Source organism: Parachryseolinea silvisoli (assembly GCF_021190955.1).
GTDB classification, from domain to species: domain Bacteria; phylum Bacteroidota; class Bacteroidia; order Cytophagales; family Cyclobacteriaceae; genus Ohtaekwangia; species Ohtaekwangia silvisoli.
This window is the reverse complement of sequence record NZ_JAIOAO010000001.1, coordinates 1,845,906-1,866,732: the sequence shown is the minus strand read 5'-3', so window position 1 is coordinate 1,866,732 and position 20,827 is coordinate 1,845,906. Positions and strand designations below refer to the sequence as shown.

Annotated in this window: 15 protein-coding genes; 10 read left to right on the top strand and 5 right to left on the bottom strand. The window is 55.0% G+C overall.

The window, feature by feature from the left end; genetic code table 11:
- Positions 1-12: 12 nt before the first annotated feature.
- The 4 genes from K7P01_RS07780 to K7P01_RS07765 form a co-directional block, all read right to left on the bottom strand.
- Positions 13-2,424, bottom strand: a complete 2,412-nt coding sequence (locus K7P01_RS07780; protein ID WP_267291546.1) for an ABC transporter permease — start codon at positions 2,422-2,424, stop codon at positions 13-15.
- Between the two features lie 235 nt (positions 2,425-2,659).
- Positions 2,660-3,322 carry a uracil-DNA glycosylase family protein gene (locus K7P01_RS07775; protein ID WP_267291544.1) on the bottom strand — a complete coding sequence of 221 codons (663 nt, stop codon included), beginning with the start codon at positions 3,320-3,322 and terminating at the stop codon, positions 2,660-2,662.
- A 2-nt stretch (positions 3,323-3,324) separates the two neighbouring features.
- Positions 3,325-5,247: an AAA domain-containing protein gene (locus tag K7P01_RS07770; protein WP_267291542.1), complete on the bottom strand. Its 1,923-nt coding sequence runs from the start codon at positions 5,245-5,247 to the stop codon at positions 3,325-3,327.
- Positions 5,244-7,589, bottom strand: coding sequence for a patatin-like phospholipase family protein (locus K7P01_RS07765; protein WP_267291540.1), 2,346 nt, complete (start codon positions 7,587-7,589; stop codon positions 5,244-5,246). Before K7P01_RS07765 ends, K7P01_RS07770 begins: the two co-directional genes overlap by 4 nt.
- Before the next feature lie 197 nt (positions 7,590-7,786).
- Between K7P01_RS07765 and K7P01_RS07760 the strand changes: the two genes are divergently transcribed.
- The 4 genes from K7P01_RS07760 to K7P01_RS07745 all read left to right on the top strand — a co-directional run bounded on the left by K7P01_RS07760 (position 7,787) and on the right by K7P01_RS07745 (position 15,055).
- Positions 7,787-10,996 carry a UvrD-helicase domain-containing protein gene (locus K7P01_RS07760; RefSeq protein WP_267291538.1) on the top strand — a complete coding sequence of 1,070 codons (3,210 nt, stop codon included), beginning with the start codon at positions 7,787-7,789 and terminating at the stop codon, positions 10,994-10,996.
- A 3-nt stretch (positions 10,997-10,999) separates the two neighbouring features.
- A complete protein-coding gene (locus K7P01_RS07755) occupies positions 11,000-13,816 on the top strand; it encodes a PD-(D/E)XK nuclease family protein (RefSeq protein ID WP_267291536.1) in 2,817 nt (938 codons plus the stop codon).
- 63 nt (positions 13,817-13,879) lie between these two features.
- Positions 13,880-14,311 (top strand): VOC family protein, encoded by a 432-nt coding sequence (locus K7P01_RS07750; RefSeq protein ID WP_267291534.1) that lies wholly within the window; start codon positions 13,880-13,882, stop codon positions 14,309-14,311.
- Positions 14,312-14,539: 228 nt separating this feature from the next.
- The gene (locus K7P01_RS07745) at positions 14,540-15,055 is read left to right on the top strand and encodes a YybH family protein (RefSeq protein WP_267291532.1); all 516 of its coding nucleotides are present in this window, start codon (positions 14,540-14,542) and stop codon (positions 15,053-15,055) included.
- An 84-nt stretch (positions 15,056-15,139) separates the two neighbouring features.
- Here K7P01_RS07745 and K7P01_RS07740 read toward each other — a convergent pair whose 3' ends face one another.
- Complete coding sequence (locus K7P01_RS07740) at positions 15,140-16,798, bottom strand: DEAD/DEAH box helicase (protein ID WP_267291530.1); 1,659 nt, start codon at positions 16,796-16,798, stop codon at positions 15,140-15,142.
- Between the two features lie 229 nt (positions 16,799-17,027).
- Here K7P01_RS07740 and K7P01_RS07735 point away from each other — a divergent pair, with 229 nt between their 5' ends.
- From K7P01_RS07735 to K7P01_RS07710, 6 genes are all read left to right on the top strand, one after another.
- Positions 17,028-17,225, top strand: coding sequence for a cold-shock protein (locus K7P01_RS07735; protein WP_254086222.1), 198 nt, complete (start codon positions 17,028-17,030; stop codon positions 17,223-17,225).
- 209 nt (positions 17,226-17,434) lie between these two features.
- The gene (locus K7P01_RS07730) at positions 17,435-17,935 is read left to right on the top strand and encodes a glutathione peroxidase (RefSeq protein ID WP_267291527.1); all 501 of its coding nucleotides are present in this window, start codon (positions 17,435-17,437) and stop codon (positions 17,933-17,935) included.
- Positions 17,922-18,482: a glutathione peroxidase gene (locus K7P01_RS07725; RefSeq protein ID WP_267291525.1), complete on the top strand. Its 561-nt coding sequence runs from the start codon at positions 17,922-17,924 to the stop codon at positions 18,480-18,482. The genes K7P01_RS07730 and K7P01_RS07725 overlap by 14 nt, the downstream gene beginning before the upstream one ends.
- A gap of 20 nt (positions 18,483-18,502) precedes the next feature.
- Positions 18,503-19,399 carry a 1,4-dihydroxy-2-naphthoate polyprenyltransferase gene (locus K7P01_RS07720; protein ID WP_267291523.1) on the top strand — a complete coding sequence of 299 codons (897 nt, stop codon included), beginning with the start codon at positions 18,503-18,505 and terminating at the stop codon, positions 19,397-19,399.
- Between the two features lie 148 nt (positions 19,400-19,547).
- A complete protein-coding gene (locus K7P01_RS07715) occupies positions 19,548-20,156 on the top strand; it encodes a DUF4136 domain-containing protein (RefSeq protein ID WP_267291521.1) in 609 nt (202 codons plus the stop codon).
- Between the two features lie 12 nt (positions 20,157-20,168).
- Complete coding sequence (locus tag K7P01_RS07710; protein WP_267291519.1) at positions 20,169-20,780, top strand: outer membrane beta-barrel protein; 612 nt, start codon at positions 20,169-20,171, stop codon at positions 20,778-20,780.
- Positions 20,781-20,827: the final 47 nt, after the last annotated feature.

Below are 20,827 nucleotides of genomic sequence, written 5' to 3'. Positions count from 1 at the left end.
AAGTATATACTTTCATTCGTGCCGCAGCGCGTCCACCGGATTTGACAGCGCCGCGCGAAGGGTTTGAAAGCTGATGGTGACGATGGTGATGCCAGCGACAATGATCAACGTGATCACGAAGACTGCCGGATGCAGCGGCACGCGCGTAGCAAAGCCCTCCAGCCAGCGTTGTCCGAGGAACCACACCAACGGTATAGCGATGACGTTGGCCAGCAAGACCAACGCGAGGAATTCGCGCGACAACAAGCGCGTAATGTTCCAGACACCGGCCCCCAGCACCTTGCGTACGCCGATCTCTTTCGTGCGCGAGACGACCATAAACGACACCAGGCCGAGTAATCCACTGACGGCAATCAGGACCGTGACACCCGAGAATAATCCAAACACCTGCGCCAGTTTTTGCTCGGACTCGTATTGGCGTTCGAAGCTTTCGTGCAGGAAGGAGTAGTGGAAGGTATAGCCGGGGAATTGCTCATCCCAGAGCGTCCGCAGGGTCGTTGTGAGTTGTGACGCGTCGTCCGACCGGAAGCGGATGGCGTATAGGTCGCTGGCGTGCGGGTTGTAATCCATGACGATCGGACCAATGGCCTGTTGAAGCCCGGCCTGGTGATAGTCACGCACCACACCCACTACTTCGCCCGCCGGGTAGCCCGAGGGGGAAGCAATACGTTTGCCAATAGCGTCTGCAGGCGATGCCCAGCCGAACTGGGCGACGGCGCGTTCATTTAGTATCAATCCGTCTTTCAAGGCGGCGGTACGCGCCAGGTCGAAATAATTTCCCGCGATGACCTGAAGTCCCAGCGCCGCGGCATAGTGCTCGTCCACGGCGATATACTCGACGGTCACCGCGTCTTCGCTGCGCCCTTCGGCAGCCCAGGCTACCTGGCCCGCCCAGCCGCGGCGTCCGGGCAGGGCGTTGGCAAAGCTCACCTCGCTCACCGCCGCCTGCGCGCGAAGTTTGTCACCAAAGGTTTGGAATACGTCACGGTTCGGCGTGCGCACCACGCTCGCGTCGATGATCAGCACCTCTTCGGTCGTAAAGCCCAGCGACTGTTCCTGCATGTAGCGAAGCTGGTCCATGACAATGAGCGTGCCCAAGACCAACGTAACAGAGATCACAAATTGGAATACCACCAATGACCGCCGCAGTTGCACGCCCCGCACGGAGTATTGCATTTTGCCTTTCAATACGTCTGCCGGACGCAACCCCGATAGCACGAGGGCCGGATAATAGCCTGACAGCGTCGCGACCACCAGTACCAGCAGGATAATGCAGAAGATGACGGCGGGGGATGCCAGGGCAGCAAGCGTATAATGTTTGTCGAGTAATACATTAAAGGCCGGCAGGATCGCGCTGGTAAGCAGCAGCGCGATCAGCAAGGCGCAGCACGTAAGCAATAAAGATTCACTCAAGAATTGAAAGATCAAATTGGAACGTGTGGAACCGACAACTTTGCGCAGCCCCGCTTCTTTGGCGCGGTATACCGACCGGGCGGTGGTCAGGTTGATGAAGTTGATGCAGGCCAGCAGGATGACAAAGGCGGCAATGCCCGATACAAGGTAAAGCCGGTCGAGGCTGCCCAGCGGACCCATGCTATTGCTGTGGGACGTGAGGTACAACGTGCGCAGCGGTTGGAAAAGTATGCTGGCCGTAATGCCCCAGTTTTTAAATTCTTCTCCCGCGTGTTCCTGATAAAGGCCGGCGGCCTTTCGCTGAAACGCTTCGGCATCAACCCCCGGCTTAAGTAACAGATAATTTTTAACGTTGATGTTGCCCCAGCCGTCTTCGTAGGAAAACTGGCTGTTCAGCAGCGGATAGGTCGCGAACGACAGCACCATGTCGGCTTGCAGGTGTGAATTGCCGGGGATGTCTTTCATCACCCCGGTCACCGCGAACGTCAGGGTGTCGGCGAGTGTCAGGGTTTTGTTGAGCGCATCGCCGCCCGGAAAGTATTTTTTTTCCATCGCCTCGCTGATCACGATCGAGTAGGGCGCTTCCAGGGCCCGTTTCGGATCGCCCTTCATCAGGGGAAAAGAAAAGATGTGGAAAAATTCGGGCGAGGCGAAGTATAGCTTTTGCTGGATCTGCTGGTTGTCGTGGACGATCAGCAGGCCCGATGCGTCTTTGGCATACACTACCGACTCCACCTCCGGATAATCTTTGCGCAAGATGGCCCCGATGGGCCAACCGTTGGCATCATAGGATTTTTTGCCGACGCTTTCGGTCGTCGCGAACAACGTCTCGACCCGGTAGAGGCGGTCGAGGTTTGCATGAAACTTGTCAAACGAAAGCTCATCCAGCACATAGAGCAAAATGAGTATACCCGCCGTCAGCCCCAACGCCAGGCCCAGCAGGTTAATGGCCGTATACCCCTTGAACTTAAGCAGGGAGCGGATCGCAATTTTGATATAGTTCTTCAGCATAACAGAATCTGCATTTCAAGATCAATGCCACGCCCCAAAGCAGCCTTTTTATGTGATTTTTACAGCATCGGGGTCTCCGGCGATGTCAAAACTGAACGGGGGTGTCCGGCAGCGGTCACCAGATAACCCTGAAAGGGCGAGACAGAATAGCCCAGGCTAAAGCCCTGGGTTCACCGTGTAAAGGAAGACGGAGCCCTGAAGGGGCGTAACAAATCGGACTCATTAGCGGGGGAGGCTATTTCAATTTTTTCAAATAGTCGGCCACGTACGCCGGGATGTGTTTTCGCTTGTATTGCATGATGAACCGCGGGTGCGACAGCGGCACAATTTCTTTAAAAAATCCATGCTGACCGTTGAGCTTTTCGAGGTACGCAAAGTTTTTACCCTCGCCCAGGCAGTAGGCCGCCTTGCGGTCGATGCCAAAGTCCAGTTGGCGTTTGATACTGTCGACAACAAAGGGCTCGATGGCGTCTTGTAATTCGCGTATATCGTAGTAGTTGAGGTTCTTGCCGTCCCGCATAAATCCCAGCGGGCACACCGAGTTGATGTAATAGCGGCTATAGAATTTTTTCGGGCCACCATAGGCATCGATCATGGTATAGATAAAGTCGGCCGAAAGCTCCACTTTCTTTTTCAGATCGTTCTGGATGCCAAACCGTTGCTCCAGTTTAAGGGGATCGGTAAACGGCACGCCCGTCAGCCCGCCGCCAAAGCGCCCGGGGTTGATGCCCATGATGATGCGGCGTGGTTTATCGTCGCTATAGAACCGACGATAGAACTGCTCGCTCAGGTCATAGGCGGTGGAATCCTGGTAGGGGTTCATGGCCTCGACACCGGCCGGCAGGGTAGGCAATGCCAGGGAACGATAGAAGGTAAGGATCTTATCAGCAAACGACATAATCAATACAGGATTTCAAATGCGCTTTTATAGTATTCTTTACCCTGCACATAGTCGATCAGCTCGGAGTAGAACGGGTGTGCACCCAGCGTAGCGGAGTCGCCGATCATGATCAGCTTGCGCCGCGCACGGGTCATGGCCACGTTGGTACGGCGAATGTCTCCCAGGAAACCTACTTCGCTTTTGTCGTTGCTCCGCACAAAGCTGATGGCGATCACATCGCGTTCCTGCCCCTGAAACGCGTCGACCGTGTTGATGGCGATTCGCCCGGACAATGGCTCTAATATAGCAGACGCCCCCGCCAGTTTTACGAGGTAATCTACTTGTGCCCGGTAAGGTGTGATGATCCCGAACGTGATGTTTTCTTGTAGCCACTCGTCAACCCCGACTTCTTCCACCAGCTGTTCTACCTGACGGATCAGGAGTTGTGCTTCTTCTTCGTTGGACCGGCTTAACGTCTCCGGGTCTTGTTTCTCGGTATAGCCGCAGCCTGCTGTATCAATGAAAAGTATGGGGGCCTGATTGGGGCGCAGCAGCGCATGGCGCACCGAGTCGTGTGCTATCAGCTCGTTCTTATAAAAGTACCGCGACGAAAACTGCATGATGTCTTCGTGCATGCGGTACTGTACCGTCAGCATGGAAACCTGTTTCGGATGACGGGCAATACCTTTTTCAAACAGCGTCTTGGCCAGCCCGCGTTTCGCGGCGTCGGCCGACTTGATCGTGGGCGGCAGTTGCAAATGGTCGCCGGCAAAGATGGCGCGCTGTGCGCGCAGCAGGGGGATCCAGCAGGCGGGCTCCAGCGACTGCCCTGCCTCGTCGATAAAGACCGTCTTGAATTTCTTGCCGCGGAGGGTGGGATGGGATGAGCCCACCAGTGTACAGCAGATCGCGTCGCTGTTTTGTAACAGGTCGTTGACGATGTAAAACTCCAACAGGTCGGCATCCGCTTTCAGCAGCTTGGCTTCCTGCAACAGCATGCGGCGCTCTTCGCGCTCGTGGTGACCGAAGTGGCGTTTAAACTTGAAGGCTTTGCCGCGCACTTGTTCCATACGCTTGCGCAGGTCGCGCAAGTCGCTGTACTGGGCGTGTGCCGCAATGCGCGCATCGAGTGTCTTGCTCATCGCCTGCTCGGTAACCCGCGCCGGGTGGCCGATGCGCAGGACGGTGAGGCCTTGTTGCCCCAGCTTGTCGGCCAGTAAGTCGACCGCCGCGTTGCTGGGGGCGCAGACCAGTACTTGTTTTTCTTCCTGAATGGTGGCGATGATGGCCTGTACCAGGGTCGTTGTTTTACCCGTGCCGGGCGGGCCGTGCACAAAGGCTACATCCGTGGAGGCCAGTACCGTGTGCAGGGCCTCGCGCTGGCTGTCGTTCAGCGGTGCTTCAATCGCGGCAACCGCCGGCAGCGCACGCGTGCCCGCAGGCTTTTCTCCCAACAGGACTTCGCGCAGCCAGGCCACGCGATTGTCTTCCGCCTTCATCACTTCCCGCAAGGCGAATTCCATTTCGCGATAGCTCATTTCGTCAAACATCACGTCGACGCCCAGCAGCCCGTCTTCGAGCCATTCGGGTGTGTCGTCACTGTTGAGCGTAATCGTCATGAGGTTGTCGCGCACAAAGTTCACCACGCCGTTCACGTGATTCTTTTCGGGCTTGCCGCCTACATTGGAGAAAACGCTGACTGACTTGCCGCTCTGGAAGGCATGGGGCTGGTCGAGGTGGTTAGTGCGCTCTACTTCTACAATGAGCCGCTCGCCGGTGCCGATGTAGTGGCGTTGAAAGCGGAGGGGGTACCACGTGGTGCCCTCTTTCGTGCGCTGGCTGATGGACCGGAGTAATACCTTCTGCCGGTAATATTCCAGGTCCGCCTGGCGCTCCAGTTGGATGAGTTCGAGGGTCTGTTGTAGTTGACTGTTCGCGGTCATGGGCGCGAAGATACAGATTCCTGCCGTGCCGCCGTAGACCGGGCGATGGCATGCAGGGGGGTGCCCACCAGTGCCGCCAGCTTGGCCAGCTGGTCCTGGTTGGACGGCGAGTTGATGGTATACTCGATCCCGAATTTCTCGCGCGTTGTCAACCGCCAGCTGAGCGATGCCCGCGAGTTGTTCTGGCGGATGCTGTCCATCTTTTGCAGAATGGGTGTATAGCTTTCCGACTGGTATTCAATGTCAATGCGGTCGATCGACCCCTGGAACCACGTGCGGGCATGACCGATCAGCATGTCGCTGGTAATGTCCTGGAAGTTTTCAAAGTTGTTGTACACCGAGCTGATGGGCTGCGTAAAGTCGTCCACCAGTGTCTGACCTGTCTTGGGCATGATCGTCGCCATTTTAGGAGAGTCACGAATGGAGACGAAGACGATGCCCGAGGTATTCTCGGCAATCCATTCTTTAAAGGCAAAGACAAACCGCACCGCGTCCGACACGCCAAAGTTATCGGAGATGCCCGCATCCATGATCTTGATGGACGGCTCGGTCGGCAGCGTGGTATTGGGGGTGATATACGGAAAGGTCGCGCTCATGCGCAACGCCGAGAGGAACCGCAGGTGCGAGCCGCCGTGTGCTTCAAAAAGTGTCTGGAAATCGACGCCACTGATCTTCGACGACGTATAGGCGGGGAAGTTGGCGATGTCGCTGTTCATAAACGATACGGGACGCGACGCAATGTATAGTTTGCGGCCATCGTTGACGATCGTCGGCGTCAGGATCATCATCGGGATGAGCGCCTGCTGCTCCACACTGTCGTAGGCGCTGATGGGTTTGTTCATCAGCCCTTCGGTGATTTGGTTCAGCTGCTCTTCAAAGGTATAGCCGCGGTCGCGGTAGTAGAGGTTGCCGTTGTATTCAAACTTGGTAAAGCCCACAAACAGGTCGTTGGCCAGCAGGCTAAAGATGAGTGGGTTGAGGTTGTCCGTAGAAATCTTCTGACGATGGCTGGCAGCGTTGGGGTTGATGTTCTCGCCCAGTTTACTGCGCAGCTTCAGCTCGCGGTAGTAGCTGGCGCCAATGAGACCGCCCGAGGCGCCCGTGATCAGCATGGCGTGGTCCATCACGCGCCCCTGTGTAATACTGTCGGCCGCCTGCAGCGCCGTCAGCGTCCACAACGCGGCACGCTTGCCACCACCACTGGCGCAGAGGAATATCATTTTGGGTTTGTGCCCTTCGGGAAATTTGTGCCGCCAGTTTTCGAGCATGCTATAGGTGGCGCGGCGGTCGCGCTCGATGTGGGTGGAGTCGTTCAGGGCGCGCAGCGCAGCCACGGTATAGGGAACCGGCGGCCGGTTATACTCGATGCCAAAGGCCTCGTAGCGTTTGCTGAAATAGTCTTCGCCCACCAGGTGGTTCACCACCAGAAAAATGGCCAGTGCCGCCGTGGCCGCCCACCCGCCGAACCAATACGAGAAGGCGCCCGCCATCATCACAAAGATGGTCAGCAGGATGATAAAGCTCGACGCTGCGGGAAGCTGAAACGCGGCGTAGTCCTTGAAGAGGCCCAGCACCAATACCAGCGCAAAGATGAGCAGCTCGATCACCACCAGGTTAAAATGATTCTGATCGAATACTTGCACGATCGTGGCCTTGTCGTAAAATACCGTGTTCTCGACCGGGCGCACCCGGAAGTTGCTGTCTATATAGTAGTCGACACGCTCTTGTTTCTTGCGGGCAATGTCGAGTTTCTTCATCGCGCTGGCGCGCGTAACCTTCACGTTTTGTTTGATCTTCTCGTCGATGCGGCAGATGACATATTTAAAAATGTCTTTGTTGGTGAATCGGAAGTACGCAAAGAAGATCAGGGTCATGACCACGTAGCCGATGAGAAGTCCCGCCAGGTTCCACGCCAGGCTACCGGGGGTAGAGTATTCGTTGTTGATCTGGAAGCCGACAATCTGGTAGATATAGGTGCCCAGGAAAATGGCGGGAATGATGCTGTTGTTGATGGCAAATTTGGTAAACGGCCGCGACAACGTGCCGACGAACGAGAACCGGTGGCCGTCGTTGATATAACAGGTGATATGGAACGCTGTGGTGAACCCCGCCGTGACGAGCCCCATAATAAAGAAGCTGGTGAAGTTTACACGATTGAGATATTCCGGATCGAGAAACAGGTAGGGAATGCCGAGGTATTTGCCAAAGTTGCCGGTGATCATCGCAAACAGCACGATCCAACAAAGTAGCAATACCAAATTGCGTTTGATATTGTTGAAGAGCAACTGCACGGGAAACGAGTAGAGGATCTTCGGCACCAGAAAATACAAACTTCGCAGCATAGACGTTTACCCGTAAGGGAATTTCGAACCGGTAAGATACACGTTTCGGGATTGCTTTGCGTATGTGGGGCGGGAGAACTATGAACCGAACGTGGTATTCGTACATACCGGAAACCCCGCCGGGGTGACTGGAAAAGAATGCTCTTGTGGGGGATATTTTTTATACGGGGTATTCAAATATTTCCTTACTTGGCACTGTGACCGATAAGACCTTTCACATTTACCGTTCCTCGGCGGGCTCGGGCAAGACCCGAACGCTGGCCAAGGAATACCTCAAGCTGGCGTTGCGTTTTCCCGAGTACTTCCGGTACATCCTGGCGATGACCTTTACCAATAAGAGTACCCAGGAAATGAAGGACCGGATCATCCGGTACCTCGATGATTTTGGGCACGACCGCAGCCTGGACCTGGCCGCCGAAATCCGCCAGGAGATTGCGCTGGATGGAAAGGCCTTTACAGACAGCGGGTTCCGCGACCGCAGCCGCGAGGTACTGTCTCTTATTCTGCATCAATATTCGCAATTTGCGGTGAGCACCATCGATGCGTTCTTCCAGCGCGTGATCCGATCGTTCACGCGCGAAACGGGGTTGCTGGGCAATTTCCGGCTGGAGGTTGACAACGACCTGGTGCTGGAGGAGGTGATTGACCGGGTACTGGACAAGCTGACCGACGATGAAGAGCTGCGGGGCTGGGTGCTGGAGTTCTCGCTCGAACGCCTCGAGGACGGGCGCGATTGGGACATCCGCTCCTCACTGTTGGATTTCTCGCGCGAGATTTTTCGCGAGGAGTTTAAGGCTATCGAAGAGGATGTGCTCCGGGCCACCGAAGACAAACGTTTCTTTAATAACCTGAAGCAATCTCTTCAAAAGGAGGTAAAACAATTTGAGCAGCACGTGCTGGGGGAAGCCCGCGCGCTGATGCAGGAGTTTCAAAGCCTGCAGCTCGTGGCGGCGGATTTTAAATGGGGTGCCGCCGGCAGTGTCTACACGTATATTGCCGGCCTGGAGGCGGAGATCAAACCGCCCGGCAGCCGCGTGCGCGATGCATTGCTCAGCAGCGCCGCCTGGCCCGGCGCCAAGTCACCCTCCAAAGACGTGATCATCGCCCGCGCCGAGCAGGCGTGGATCCCGCGGCTGCAGGCGCTGACCGATCACATCGAACAGGAGAGCGTGGCCTATTTTTCAGCGGAACAGGTTTTGCGCAACCTGTACGCCTTCGGACTGCTGTCCGACATTACCAAAACACTGCGCGAATACCTGCGCGAGAATAACGTCATGCTGCTGTCGGATGCCCCGCAGTTTTTGCAAGGCGTGATGCAAGGTCAGGATACGTCGTTTGTATACGAAAAGGTGGGCTCGTTCTTCCGCCATTTTTTAGTAGATGAGTTTCAGGACACTTCCGGGCTGCAATGGAGCAACGTGCTGCCACTGGTACGCAACGGTATCGCCCAAAATTATCGCAGCCTGCTGGTTGGAGATATCAAACAATCCATCTACCGCTGGCGCGGCGGCGACCTGAATATTTTACAGGAACGCGCCCGGGAAGATATTGGTATACTCATGACGGATATATACCATCTCGATACCAACTACCGCAGCGCCACCAACATCGTACAAATAAACAACGCCCTGTTCGAAGCCTCGGCGGCCATCGTAAGCCGCGAGACGGGCACAGCCTTTCCGCAGCAGGCCTACATCGACGCAGCGCAGAAGATCTTCCGGCAACACCCGGGCTATGTCAACATGCGCTTTTTCCGCCAGGAAGAAAAAGCCCCGGGGGAAGAAAATGGCGGTCGCTTTGATTTCCAGTCCGTGTCGCTGGAGCAGCTGCCGGGACTGGTGGAAGATCTGCAAGGCCGCGGCGTCGCGCTGCGCGATATCGCTTTTCTGGTACGCGACAACAGCGAGGGACAAGCCATTGCCCAGTATTTTATGCAGTACCGGGCATCGCCGCAGGCCAAAAGCACGTGCAAGTACGACGTGGTATCGAACGAATCGTTGCGCCTCGACCAGGCTACGTGCGTGCTGGTGTTGATCAACGCCCTGCGACTGCTCGACAACCCCAAGAACCAGATCGCCCGCGCGCAGCTGGCGTTTGAATACCAGAAGCTGTGGCCCACGCAGGCGTTTCCCAACTATCACCGCCTGTTCTCCGATAGTAAAACCAAAGCTTTTGCGACCCAGGTGCCGGCCGCCTTTGCGCAGCAACAGGATGTGCTGGCGGCCCTGCCGTTGGTGGAGCTGGTGGAAACACTCATTCATATTTTTAACCTGGGCAAGTTGCCGACGGAGATTGCCTACCTGCAAGGGTTTCAGGATGTGATCCTGGAGTTTGCCGAGCGCGAGAAGAACGACCTCGCGTCGTTCCTGGAGTGGTGGAATGAAAATAAATGGAAGAAGTCGATCCAGGTGGCCGGGGGCGTGGACGCCGCGCAGATCATTACCATCCACAAGTCGAAGGGCCTGCAATTTGCCTATGTCATTATACCCTTCCTGGACTGGGAGCTGAATCACCCGCCCATGAAGTCGCCTGTATTGTGGTGCCGTTCCGACGATGCTCCGTTTAACGGTGCCGGCTATTTTCCACTCAAGTATTCCAGCAAGCTCGAAAGCACTGTCTTTAAGGAGTATTATACCGAGGAGCGCAAGCGCATCTACCTCGACAACCTGAACTTGCTGTATGTTGCCTTTACGCGTGCGGAAGAAGGCCTGATCGTGCACGCGCCGCTGACCAAATCGGACAAGCTGACGAATGTCGGCCGCCTCACCAAGCTGGCGATCGAGCAAAGCGAGTACCTGTCCGGCCTCTGGACGGAAGATACCCTGTCGCTACAGGCCGGCACGATTACACCGCCACCACAAAAGAGCGTCACACCCGATGGGGGCGTGATGCTGCGGGGCTATTCCGTTTCCCCCTGGCGCGAGCGGCTGGCCGTACGGACCGATGGCAAAGAGTTTTTTGAAGAGACCGAGAAACGCCGGAAGATCAACTATGGTATATTTCTGCATACGCTTATGTCGCGCGTGCGCACCGCGGACGATATAACGGCTGTGGCAGGGCAAGCGTTGCGGGAGGGACTCCTGGCCGAAGACGAGCTGGAGCTTGTGGCGGACGCGATGCGGTGGATTGTATCCTCGCCGGTGTTGCAGCCTGCGTTTGCAGCCGATGCCACACTCAAGACCGAAGCAGCGTTGATCATGCCCGATGGCAGCGAGCGACGTATTGACCGGGTCACGTTGCACGATAATAAAGCGTTTGTTGTCGACTATAAAACGGGCAAGCCCAAGGAGGACGACCGGCGACAGGTACAAGAATATCTTCAAATACTGCAGGCGATGGGCGTGGAAGACACAACGGGCTTCCTGGTATATGTACACGAAAAACGCTGCGAGGAGGTACACGCATAATTCATGAAGACCTTTATCCAGGAACTGGCAGAAACGATTGTACGGGAATATCCCGATTGGAATAACCTCACCGTTGTATTCCCCAACCGCCGGGCGGCGCTCTATTTCCGCAGGGCGCTGGGCGAAGCACTGGACTCCCCACGCTGGGCACCCGACGTGGTGCACGTGGAAGCCTTCATTGGCTCCTTCTCTGAATTGGTGGAAGCCGATAAGCTTTCGCTCGTGGTGAAGCTGTACCGCACCTTCAAGCAGGTGACCGGCTCCGACGAGGACCTCGACTTTTTTTACTTCTGGGGCGAAATGCTGCTGCGCGACTTTGACGAGCTGGACAAATACCTCGTGCCCGCCGCCAGCCTGTTCCGCGACATGAGCAACCAAAAGGAGATCGATGAATATTTCGATTACCTGACGGAAGAACAAAAGAAATTCCTGACCGACTTCTGGCAGTCTGTCGAGTTCGGCACAGCCGACAGCAAACGGCGCTTTCTGGAGCTGTGGCGAAGCCTGTATACTATTTATACAGCGTTCCGGCAACAGCTCGAGACCGAAGGCATTGCCTATGGCGGCATGATCCACCGCGCCGTCGCCGAAAGTATAGGCAAGACGTTGACACCGCCCGCCGGACGACAGTATATCTTTGCCGGCTTTAACGCCTTGACCTCCGCGGAAGAAGCGATCATAGCCTGGTTTGTACTCCATCGCAAGGCACGCGTGTTTTGGGATGAAGATGCTTTTTATGTACAGCCGCGTCACCGCGAGGCAGGCGCCTTTTTCCGGCAGTATCGGGCGCACGCGGTACTGGGAGCCACCTTCCCCGAACAACCGGGCGCGTATCTCGGCACCGCCAAAGAGATCACCGTATTGGGCGTGCCGCAAAAGGCCGGTCAGCCGAAGCTGCTGGCACAACGCCTCGAAGCCGCGCTGAAGCAACCGGGCATGGATGCCGCGCGCACCGTGGTGGTATTGCCCGATGAAAGTTTGCTGTTGCCGGTGCTCTATGCCTTGCCGCCGTCGTTGCAGACCATCAACGTGACCATGGGTTTCCCGCTGGTCAGTACACCGTATTATACGCTGATCGACTTGCTGTTCGATTTGCACCTGCACCAACGCAAGGCTGAATTTTATTTCCGCTACGTCCTGGCGCTGCTGAATCACCCCTACCTGAAAGGGCGAGTGGGCGACGAGGGCAACGAATGGCGGGAGTATATATTAAAACACAACCAGGTATACCTGGCGCCGTCGTTCTTTGAAAAACATGCGCTGGCCCGGGTGATCTTTCAGCACGTAGACCTGGAAGACTTCCTGCCTTATCTGCTGAATGTCATCGAGGTGCTCGCTACTTCCGGTGGCCAGGAGGGGCTGATGGAGAAAGAGTTTGCATTCCATTTCCACCGCATCCTGGCGCGGGTTAAAGATCTGGCGGCAAGCGAGCCCATGAACCTGCGCATGCTGCAGCGGATGTTCCGGCAGATCGCCCGCGCGGAGAAGGTTCCCTTTACAGGAGAGCCCCTGCGCGGCCTGCAGATCATGGGCGTACTCGAAACACGTAATCTCGACTTTGATCGCGTGATCGTGTTGTCGTTAAACGAAGGCCTGTGGCCCGCCGCGGCCCGGCAGGGATCGTATATTCCGCATAACATCCGCAAGGCCTACCGGTTGCCCACGGCCGAGCATCAGGACGCCATGTACGCCTATTTGTTCTACCGGTTGCTGCAACGTGCGTCCATCGTGGATTTATACTACAACACCGAGCCCGACGTACTGGGTACACGCGAAATGAGCCGGTATCTCTACCAGCTCATATACGAAACCGGTTGGCCCTTCTCCCGGCAGGTGTTGTACAACCCTGTGCAAATTCACCCCGTACAGCCCATCACGATCGACAAGAAAGCTGACGTGTTGGCCAAGCTGGAGCGTTATTTCGGCAAGGCGCTGACACCCTCTACCCTGAATACATACATCGAGTGCCGCCTGCAGTTTTATTTCAGGCACCTGCAGGAGCTGCGCGAGCCCGATGAAGTAGAGGAGGAGGCCGATGCGCGGATCTTTGGAAATATATTGCACCGTGTGATGGAGCTGTTTTATACCGCGCTTCGCCCGCCGTCGGGACCCTGGCGCGTACAGGCCGGGGACTTCGTCAACCTGGACGACAAGCTGGAGTATTTTATCGAGCGGGCCTTCCGTGAGCACTTCTTCCTGCCCGACGAAAAACCTTTTGAATACGAAGGGCGTCAGCTGGTTGTAAAAGAAATGGTGAAGCGGTTTGCCAGCAAGGTGCTGCGCCACGACGCGCGCAGTGTGCCGTTTGTGATCGAGCTGATCGAAGCCAATAACTTCACGACCACCATCGCTGTGAAACAACGCGACAAGTCCCTGAGCATTGTCATGGGCGGCAAGATCGACCGTGTAGACCGCAAGGACGACACCGTGCGCATCATCGACTACAAAACCGGCAAGGATGAAAACCGCTTCGAAAGTATACCGGCGTTATTTCAGCGTAGCCCCAGGCGAAACAAAGCTGCCTTCCAGGCCATGCTCTACGCATGGGTATATGCGCAACGCCATCCCCGTCACGCAGGTGAGCCCCGGGCGCTCCAACCGGGCCTGATCAACCGCCGTGAGATTTTCAAAGACGATTTTGAATATGGCCTCTTCCTCGGTCGCCAACGCCTGGAAGATGTCACGAGCCTGCTGCCCGAATTTGAGGAACAACTCCTCATGTTGCTGGAAGAAATGTTCGATCCTGCCGTTCCCTTTGATCAGACCGAAGAGCTGAAGACATGTATGTATTGCGATTATAAGGAAATCTGCCAGCGGTAGCGTCTTCCACAGGCACTAGTTTTGAGTGAACATCGGCATGTTCCACTTAAACCGTAATGCATCATGAGTACGACAGCGAGATTACGCGGCTTTTCCAATATCAGCTTCTATGCCGATGACCACCACGCCGCGAAGAGATGGTACACGGCACTGTTCGGTGTTGAACCGTACTTTAACCGCCCGGGATATTCGGAGTGGCGTATCGGGGACTATCAGCACGAATTTGGGTTGATTGACGGCAAATACAGACCCAAGGCCGCACAGGCTGGTCCCGGTGGCGCAATCATGTCATGGCACGTGGATGATGTAAAAGGTACACTCGAGCATCTCTTGTCAAAAGGCGCCAAAGAATACGAGCCCATCATAGAGCGCGGCGAAGGTTTTGTGACCGCGTCGGTGATCGACCCATTTGGTAACATCCTGGGCATCATGTACAACCCCCACTACCTGGAGGTGCTGCAGGGCGCTGAAGCCAGCACCCCGGGTTTGCAATAACGAAGTGTATAATTCATTCGAACGGCAGCCCTGAAGGGGCGTAACACACCAGCCCAGGCTGCAGGCCTGGGTATATAATTCAGTGGAGAACGGACAGCCCTGAAAGGGCGTAACACATCAACTCGGGCTGCAGGCTGGGTGTAGTGTTTCGTTTTTTTACAATTTTAGGCGTATCCGCCGGGTGATCTTTGTATCAGATATAACACAGATACCATGAGATCACACAGTATGAAAACGAATCAGCTTGTAACCCTGCTGACGGGCATTGCCGTGGCAATGGGCATCGTCTTTATGTTGCAGGGCTGTAAAGAATCCTGGTCAAAAGAATCGCATGCGGGTTCCCTGACGCCGTTGGATGAGGCGCGTAAAGCCATCGCGGCCAGCAATGAGGTGTATTTTCAGGCCTTTGTGAAAGGCGACTCGTCGTTATTTATCGAGCGTTATGCCGATGACTGCTGCATCATGGCGCCCGGCTTGCCGGCACTTTGCGGCACGGACGCTGCCCGCCGGTTCTTCCGCACCGCATATCACGACATCGGTCTGCGAAACGGCAAGTTCATAACCACCGGGGTGTACGGCTTGGGAGACGGCTATGTAGTAGAGGAGGGCCTGTGGCAATCGTTTGGTGCAAACCAGATGATGTTTGACGACGGCAAGTTTCTGGTGCTTTGGAAAAAGACGGCAAAAGGCTGGAAGATGTTCCGCGATTCGTTCAGCAGCAATCACCCGGCACCGGCACAATAAAGGATGTCGCAGAAGCGATAAAGGAAGCAATAAATAAAAAGGCAACCCGAAGAGGCTGCCTTTTTATTTATGACTGTTGTCCTGCTAATCCAGGTCCATACGCTCGCTGCCCCATTTCAGGTCGTCTCCCCAATCCAGCTTTTCAAAGCCGTCCTCGCCGCGGGGGGCATCCTTGCGGGGAGCACTGCGTTGCTGCTCGGTACGGGGCGTACGTTGTTTCTCCGGGCGCGGCGCGCGGGGCTGACGCGGTTGGCTGTTTTGCTGTGACTGTCCTTCCGGACGGACTTGTGCCTGGTGTGCTTGCGGCTGGCCCTGTCCTTGTCCCTCGCCTTGCTTATTGCGACCACGGTTACGACGGTTTCCGCGGCGACGGCCATTGCGGCCATTGCCTTCTGCAGCCCCTGTTTCGCTGGTATTTTCGGCCACGTTGCCGGCTCCTTCCGACGGAACGGTAGTCGCAGTGACCTGTCGGGGTGAACGACTGCCGGAAGTGCTTTGGCCTCCGTTGCGGGAGTTCTGACGGCGGCCATCCGGACGCTGTTGTTTGTTGCCCTGGCGTTGTCTGCCGGGTTGCACCGACGGTACAATTTTCGGCATGCCGTCGCGCTGTAGCGGGTAGGGGTGATCCTCCACCACCGGAATGGTCTTGGCGATCAGCTTATGAATGTCTTGCAGGTATTCCTTTTCTTCTTCGTCGCAGAACGACAGCGAAATACCACTGGCGCCCGCGCGGCCGGTACGGCCAATGCGGTGTACGTAGGTCTCCGGTACGTTGGGCAACTCAAAGTTGATCACGTGTGTGAGCTCGTCGACGTCAATCCCGCGGGCAGCGATATCAGTCGCTACCAGGATGCGCGTCTTGCGGGCTTTGAAGTTGCTCAGCGCGCGCTGGCGTGAACCTTGTGATTTGTCTCCGTGGATGGCTTCCGCGCGAATGCCCGAATCATTCAGGTCACGCGCCACGCGGTCAGCGCCGTGTTTGGTGCGGGTAAACACCAGGGCCGTGCCGATGGTGTGGTCATCCAGGATATGCTTCAACAGCTTGCGCTTGTCTTTCTTGTCGACAAAGTACAGGGACTGCTGTATGGTGTTGGCCGTAGACGACACGGGTGTCACTTCGACCTTTACAGGGTTTGTCAGGATGGTGTTGGCCAGTTTGGCGATCTCCGCCGGCATGGTGGCCGAGAAGAACAGCGTCTGGCGCTTCGCCGGAATGCGGGCGATGATCTTTTTTACGTCGTGAATAAAGCCCATGTCCAACATGCGGTCAGCCTCGTCGAGAACAAACATCTTGATGTTGTCGAGCTTAACGAAGCGCTGGTTCATGAGATCCAGCAAACGGCCGGGTGTGGCGATCAGGATATCCACGCCATTGCGCAGGGCAGTGGTTTGGGAGTGTTGCGACACACCACCAAAGATAACCGTGTGGCGCAGGCGCAGGTGACGACCATAGGCGGTAAAGCTCTCGCCGATCTGGATGGCCAGCTCGCGCGTAGGCGTAAGGATCAGGGTTTTAATGCCCTCGGGGCCTTTTACATATAGTTCGTCTTCGTGCAGGTTCTGTAAAATGGGCAGCGCAAAGGCTGCTGTCTTACCGGTGCCGGTTTGGGCGCATCCCAGCAGGTCTTTTCGCTCCAGCAAGATGGGGATGGCCTGCGCTTGAATGGGCGTGGGAATGGTATAGCCTTCGGTCTTCAAAGCCCGTAACAGGGGCTCAATCAGCTTTAAATTTTCAAATGTCATAGATTTTCTTGTGCCTGTAAGAGGCGGGGTGACGGCGTCGGCAGACTGGCCTCTTTGTGTGAATTTGCGTTTAAATCGCGCTTTTTGTATAAAACTTGAGATAATGATCACAAAAATACGGAAATATTCTGACACTACCGTCTGGCGCCAAAACCGGCAAATCGGAGGGGGGGTCGCCCGCTTTAAATTTATTCTGCTACCTTTGTACTAGAATATTTTAACATTTTCAATGAAAGAAGGAGTAGTAAAATTTTTTAATGAAGCCAAAGGTTTCGGCTTCATCAAAGAAACAGCAACCGGCCAAGAGTATTTTGTGCACATTTCTGGCCTGCTGGTAGATTCAATCCGTGAGAAAGACGCGGTAACATTCGAGCTTCAGCAAGGTAAAAAAGGAATTAATGCGGTTAACGTTCGTTTAGCCAACTAATACATCTTTCACTCTTTGCAAAAGCCAGGCCTCACATGCCTGGCTTTTTTTCTTTATATATAGTATAGGCTCCGTCACCGTTTGTACCGGCCTTTCCTGTTGCCAGCTATACCTGCCGGCGTTAATTCATCACTATTTCCGGGAAAAAGTGGAATAAAACGGCTAGTTTTGCCGTTTCCTTACTTGGATACACTAACCAAACGATCGTTATGAAAACAATCATCCTGGCAATCCTCCTTCTGATTCAACCCATGGCGACTTCTATTTATGATTTTAAGATTAACTCGCTGGAAGGTGAGCTGGTCGATTTTGCCCAGTATAAAGGCAAAACCCTGCTGATTGTAAACGTGGCCTCCAAGTGTGGATATACCCCGCAGTATGGCGACCTGGAAAAACTGCACGAGCAATTCGGCAACAAGGTGACAATACTCGGTTTTCCTGCCAATAACTTTGGCGCGCAAGAACCCGGTAGCAATGCCGATATCGCTTCGTTCTGCCAAAAGAACTACGGTGTGAAATTCCAGATGTTTGAAAAGATATCGGTGAAAGGCGCCGACCAACACTCCCTCTATAAGTGGCTTAAGGAAAAGACCGGCAGCGAACCCGGCTGGAACTTTAGCAAATACCTGGTGAAGCCTGATGGCACCGTGAAGTTCTTTGCTTCGGGGGTCAACCCGTTGGACAAACAAATTATCGATGAGATTAATTAAAGTTACAGCCTGGATAGCTGTTACGATGGGCCTGGTGGCATTCTTTTCCTCGAAGCTGTTGTCGGCAAAAAAGCGTGAAGCTGTCGAAGGCTCGATCTATGACTTTAAGATGCGGGCCCTGGACGGCGAAGAGATCGACCTCGCCCGCTATAAAGGCAAGTACATGCTCATCGTCAATACCGCCTCTAAATGCGGATTTACGCCGCAGTATGGCGACCTGGAAAAACTACACGAACAGTTTGGCGACAAAGTAGCCGTGCTGGGTTTTCCCGCCAATAATTTCCTGTGGCAGGAGCCCGGCTCCAATGGCGACATCGCCACCTTCTGCCAGAAGAATTACGGCGTAAAATTCCAGATGTTTGAAAAGATCTCCGTCAAAGGCCGCGATCAGCACGCGCTATACAGATGGTTACAGGACCGGTCGGGCCATGCCCCGTCGTGGAATTTTTGCAAATACCTGATCGACCGCGAAGGAAACGTCGTTTCTTTCTACCCCTCGAAAGTCAATCCGCTCGACGAGCAGATCGTTAGCAAGATTTCGATCTAATCCCCTACTTTTACGCTGCTATGAATACAAAAGTCTGGTTACAGGCCTTTCGCCTGCGTACCCTGCCGCTGGCTTTATCGAGCATTGCCATGGGTGGTTTTCTGGCCTCTGCTGCGGGCGCCTTTCAATGGGGTATTTTTCTGCTGTGCGTACTCACAACCATCTTCTTACAGATTCTGTCCAACCTCGCCAATGACTATGGCGACTCTATACACGGCGCCGACGGCGCCGACCGCAAGGGTCCCGCGCGTGCCGTACAAAGCGGCCGCATCACGGCCGGCCAGATGCGCACCGCCGTCGTCATTTTTGTGCTGCTAAGCCTCACCAGCGGTGTTTCGCTTTTATTCTTTTCGTTTGGCCTGGCTTGGAGCGCCATCTTGTTTTTCCTGGGACTGGGACTGTTGAGCATTGGCGCCGCTATTGCCTACACGGTGGGCCGCAAGCCGTATGGCTACATCGGCCTGGGCGACCTGTCGGTATTGATCTTTTTTGGATTGGTGGGCGTGATGGGGTCGTACTACCTGTTTACAAAGGCCATCACGCCGTATGAAATTTTGCCGGCGCTCAGCTGCGGTTTGTTTTCCATTGCCGTGTTGAATGTCAATAATATCCGCGACATCGAGTCCGACCGCAAAGCAGGCAAATATTCCATTCCGGTGCGCATTGGCCGCGAGAAGGCCGTGGCCTATCATTGGTGCCTGTTGGTCGGCGGCGTGCTGTGTGCCGTGTTATACACGGTATTTCACTATCAGTCGCCCACGCAGTTTCTGTTCCTGGTCAGTGTGCCGCTGTTTGTGCGCAATGGCCTGGCCGTAACCCACAAGCCTTCTACCGCGCTGGATCCATTCCTGAAGCAGATGGCCATTTCCACACTCCTCTTTGTGCTGCTCTTCGGCGCCGGCCTGTTGTTGGCGTGATCTTTTAACGGGTTGGCTTTAAACCTAACGGCATCAGACGGTGTCTATAGGGTGTGCCCCTGTTATACTGCACCGGCGGCTGCGTACGTTTACTAAGTATAGCGGCCGGGGATAATAAACGGAGCGGCCGTCTAAGCCTATGAACATCATGAAACGATACCTCTTTTTCCTGGCCGTGATACCGACCCTCTGGAGTTGCGAGCCTGAGCCCGACAATTTGCGCCTGCTCGATCAGCTCGTGGTCTCGACCAATTATGATCCCGACGCAGCATTCGGAACCTATAAATATTATACTATTCCGAAAGACACCATCGGGTATGTTTCCAATACCTCCCGTGACACGATCTGGACCTTTACCACGGCGCAGCCGTACCCGCGCAGTGTGATCAATGCGGTACGCCATCAAATGGACTCCCTGGGTTTCGAGTACGTGGACCGCGATCAAGACCCGGACGTCGGTATGAACATCTACATCATCGAAAACCTCAACTTGTTCCAGCAGGTATATTACCCGAACTACTACTCGAATTATTACGGCTACGGCGGGTATTATTACTACCCGGTTGTGCAGACCTATGCGCAAAACACCGCTACGCTGGTGGTGGAGATGATCGACCTTAAAAACCGAAATGCCAACAACCAGGTAAAGATCGTTTGGAATGCCTACATGGGGGACGTCGTCAACTCGGTAAATTATGAGCAACAGTCCATCGATGCGATCAGGACCGCCGTCAGACAATCGCCCTACCTCCATTAATTATTTTGCCAGATGAAGAAGCTCCTGACCGTACTGTTTATACTTCTGCCCGCGTGTGCCCTGCTGGCGCAGGAAAACTATTTTTATTTGAACCTCGACGTCAATACCCCGCTGGCCAACACCGACTGGGTGAGTAAAACCAGCGGCCGTGGCGGCAAGGCCGGCTACCGGTTTATGATCGGCGAAAGCCGCTTTTCTGCAGGCGTCGATTTCGCCTGGGCATATTTCGAGGAATATGCGCCCACGGAAACCTTTCAGAATGGCAACGGCGCCATCACCACCGACTATTTCAAAAAGCTCAACCAATACAGCTTCGCCGCCAGTGGTCAGTACAATTGGGAGCTGGGCGGGCAGGGGCTGTTCTTTCCGTACGCCGGCATTGGCCTGGGTGCCCTGCACAACCAATACATCATGGCCTACAACATTTACGAAGATTCCGATAAAGGTTGGGGCTTTCTGGCACGGCCGGAGGCTGGTATCCTGGCGCGGTTTGGCAAGCGACGCTCCATGGGCGCGATGGCCGCCGTGCACTTCGATTATGCCACCAATAAAAGTGACGACTACAATTATTCCAGCTATTCGGCGGTGGGCTTTCAGATCGGCATATTTCTCATGAACCGCTAGTACAGACAAGAACTTGCGTTTATTCGGCGTCCGCACTTTTGGAGGCG

Excerpts from the sequence above, each read along its gene's own strand:
- K7P01_RS07780 (WP_267291546.1), bottom strand. The coding sequence starts at position 2,424 with ATGCTGAAGAACTATATCAAAATTGCGATCCGCTCCCTGCTTAAGTTC.
- K7P01_RS07775 (WP_267291544.1), bottom strand. The coding sequence starts at position 3,322 with ATGTCGTTTGCTGATAAGATCCTTACCTTCTATCGTTCCCTGGCATTG.
- K7P01_RS07770 (WP_267291542.1), bottom strand. The coding sequence starts at position 5,247 with ATGACCGCGAACAGTCAACTACAACAGACCCTCGAACTCATCCAACTG.
- K7P01_RS07765 (WP_267291540.1), bottom strand. The coding sequence starts at position 7,589 with ATGCTGCGAAGTTTGTATTTTCTGGTGCCGAAGATCCTCTACTCGTTT.
- K7P01_RS07755 (WP_267291536.1), top strand. The coding sequence starts at position 11,000 with ATGAAGACCTTTATCCAGGAACTGGCAGAAACGATTGTACGGGAATAT.
- K7P01_RS07750 (WP_267291534.1), top strand. The coding sequence starts at position 13,880 with ATGAGTACGACAGCGAGATTACGCGGCTTTTCCAATATCAGCTTCTAT.
- K7P01_RS07745 (WP_267291532.1), top strand. The coding sequence starts at position 14,540 with ATGAAAACGAATCAGCTTGTAACCCTGCTGACGGGCATTGCCGTGGCA.
- K7P01_RS07740 (WP_267291530.1), bottom strand. The coding sequence starts at position 16,798 with ATGACATTTGAAAATTTAAAGCTGATTGAGCCCCTGTTACGGGCTTTG.
- K7P01_RS07735 (WP_254086222.1), top strand. The coding sequence starts at position 17,028 with ATGAAAGAAGGAGTAGTAAAATTTTTTAATGAAGCCAAAGGTTTCGGC.
- K7P01_RS07730 (WP_267291527.1), top strand. The coding sequence starts at position 17,435 with ATGAAAACAATCATCCTGGCAATCCTCCTTCTGATTCAACCCATGGCG.
- K7P01_RS07725 (WP_267291525.1), top strand. The coding sequence starts at position 17,922 with ATGAGATTAATTAAAGTTACAGCCTGGATAGCTGTTACGATGGGCCTG.
- K7P01_RS07720 (WP_267291523.1), top strand. The coding sequence starts at position 18,503 with ATGAATACAAAAGTCTGGTTACAGGCCTTTCGCCTGCGTACCCTGCCG.
- K7P01_RS07715 (WP_267291521.1), top strand. The coding sequence starts at position 19,548 with ATGAAACGATACCTCTTTTTCCTGGCCGTGATACCGACCCTCTGGAGT.
- K7P01_RS07710 (WP_267291519.1), top strand. The coding sequence starts at position 20,169 with ATGAAGAAGCTCCTGACCGTACTGTTTATACTTCTGCCCGCGTGTGCC.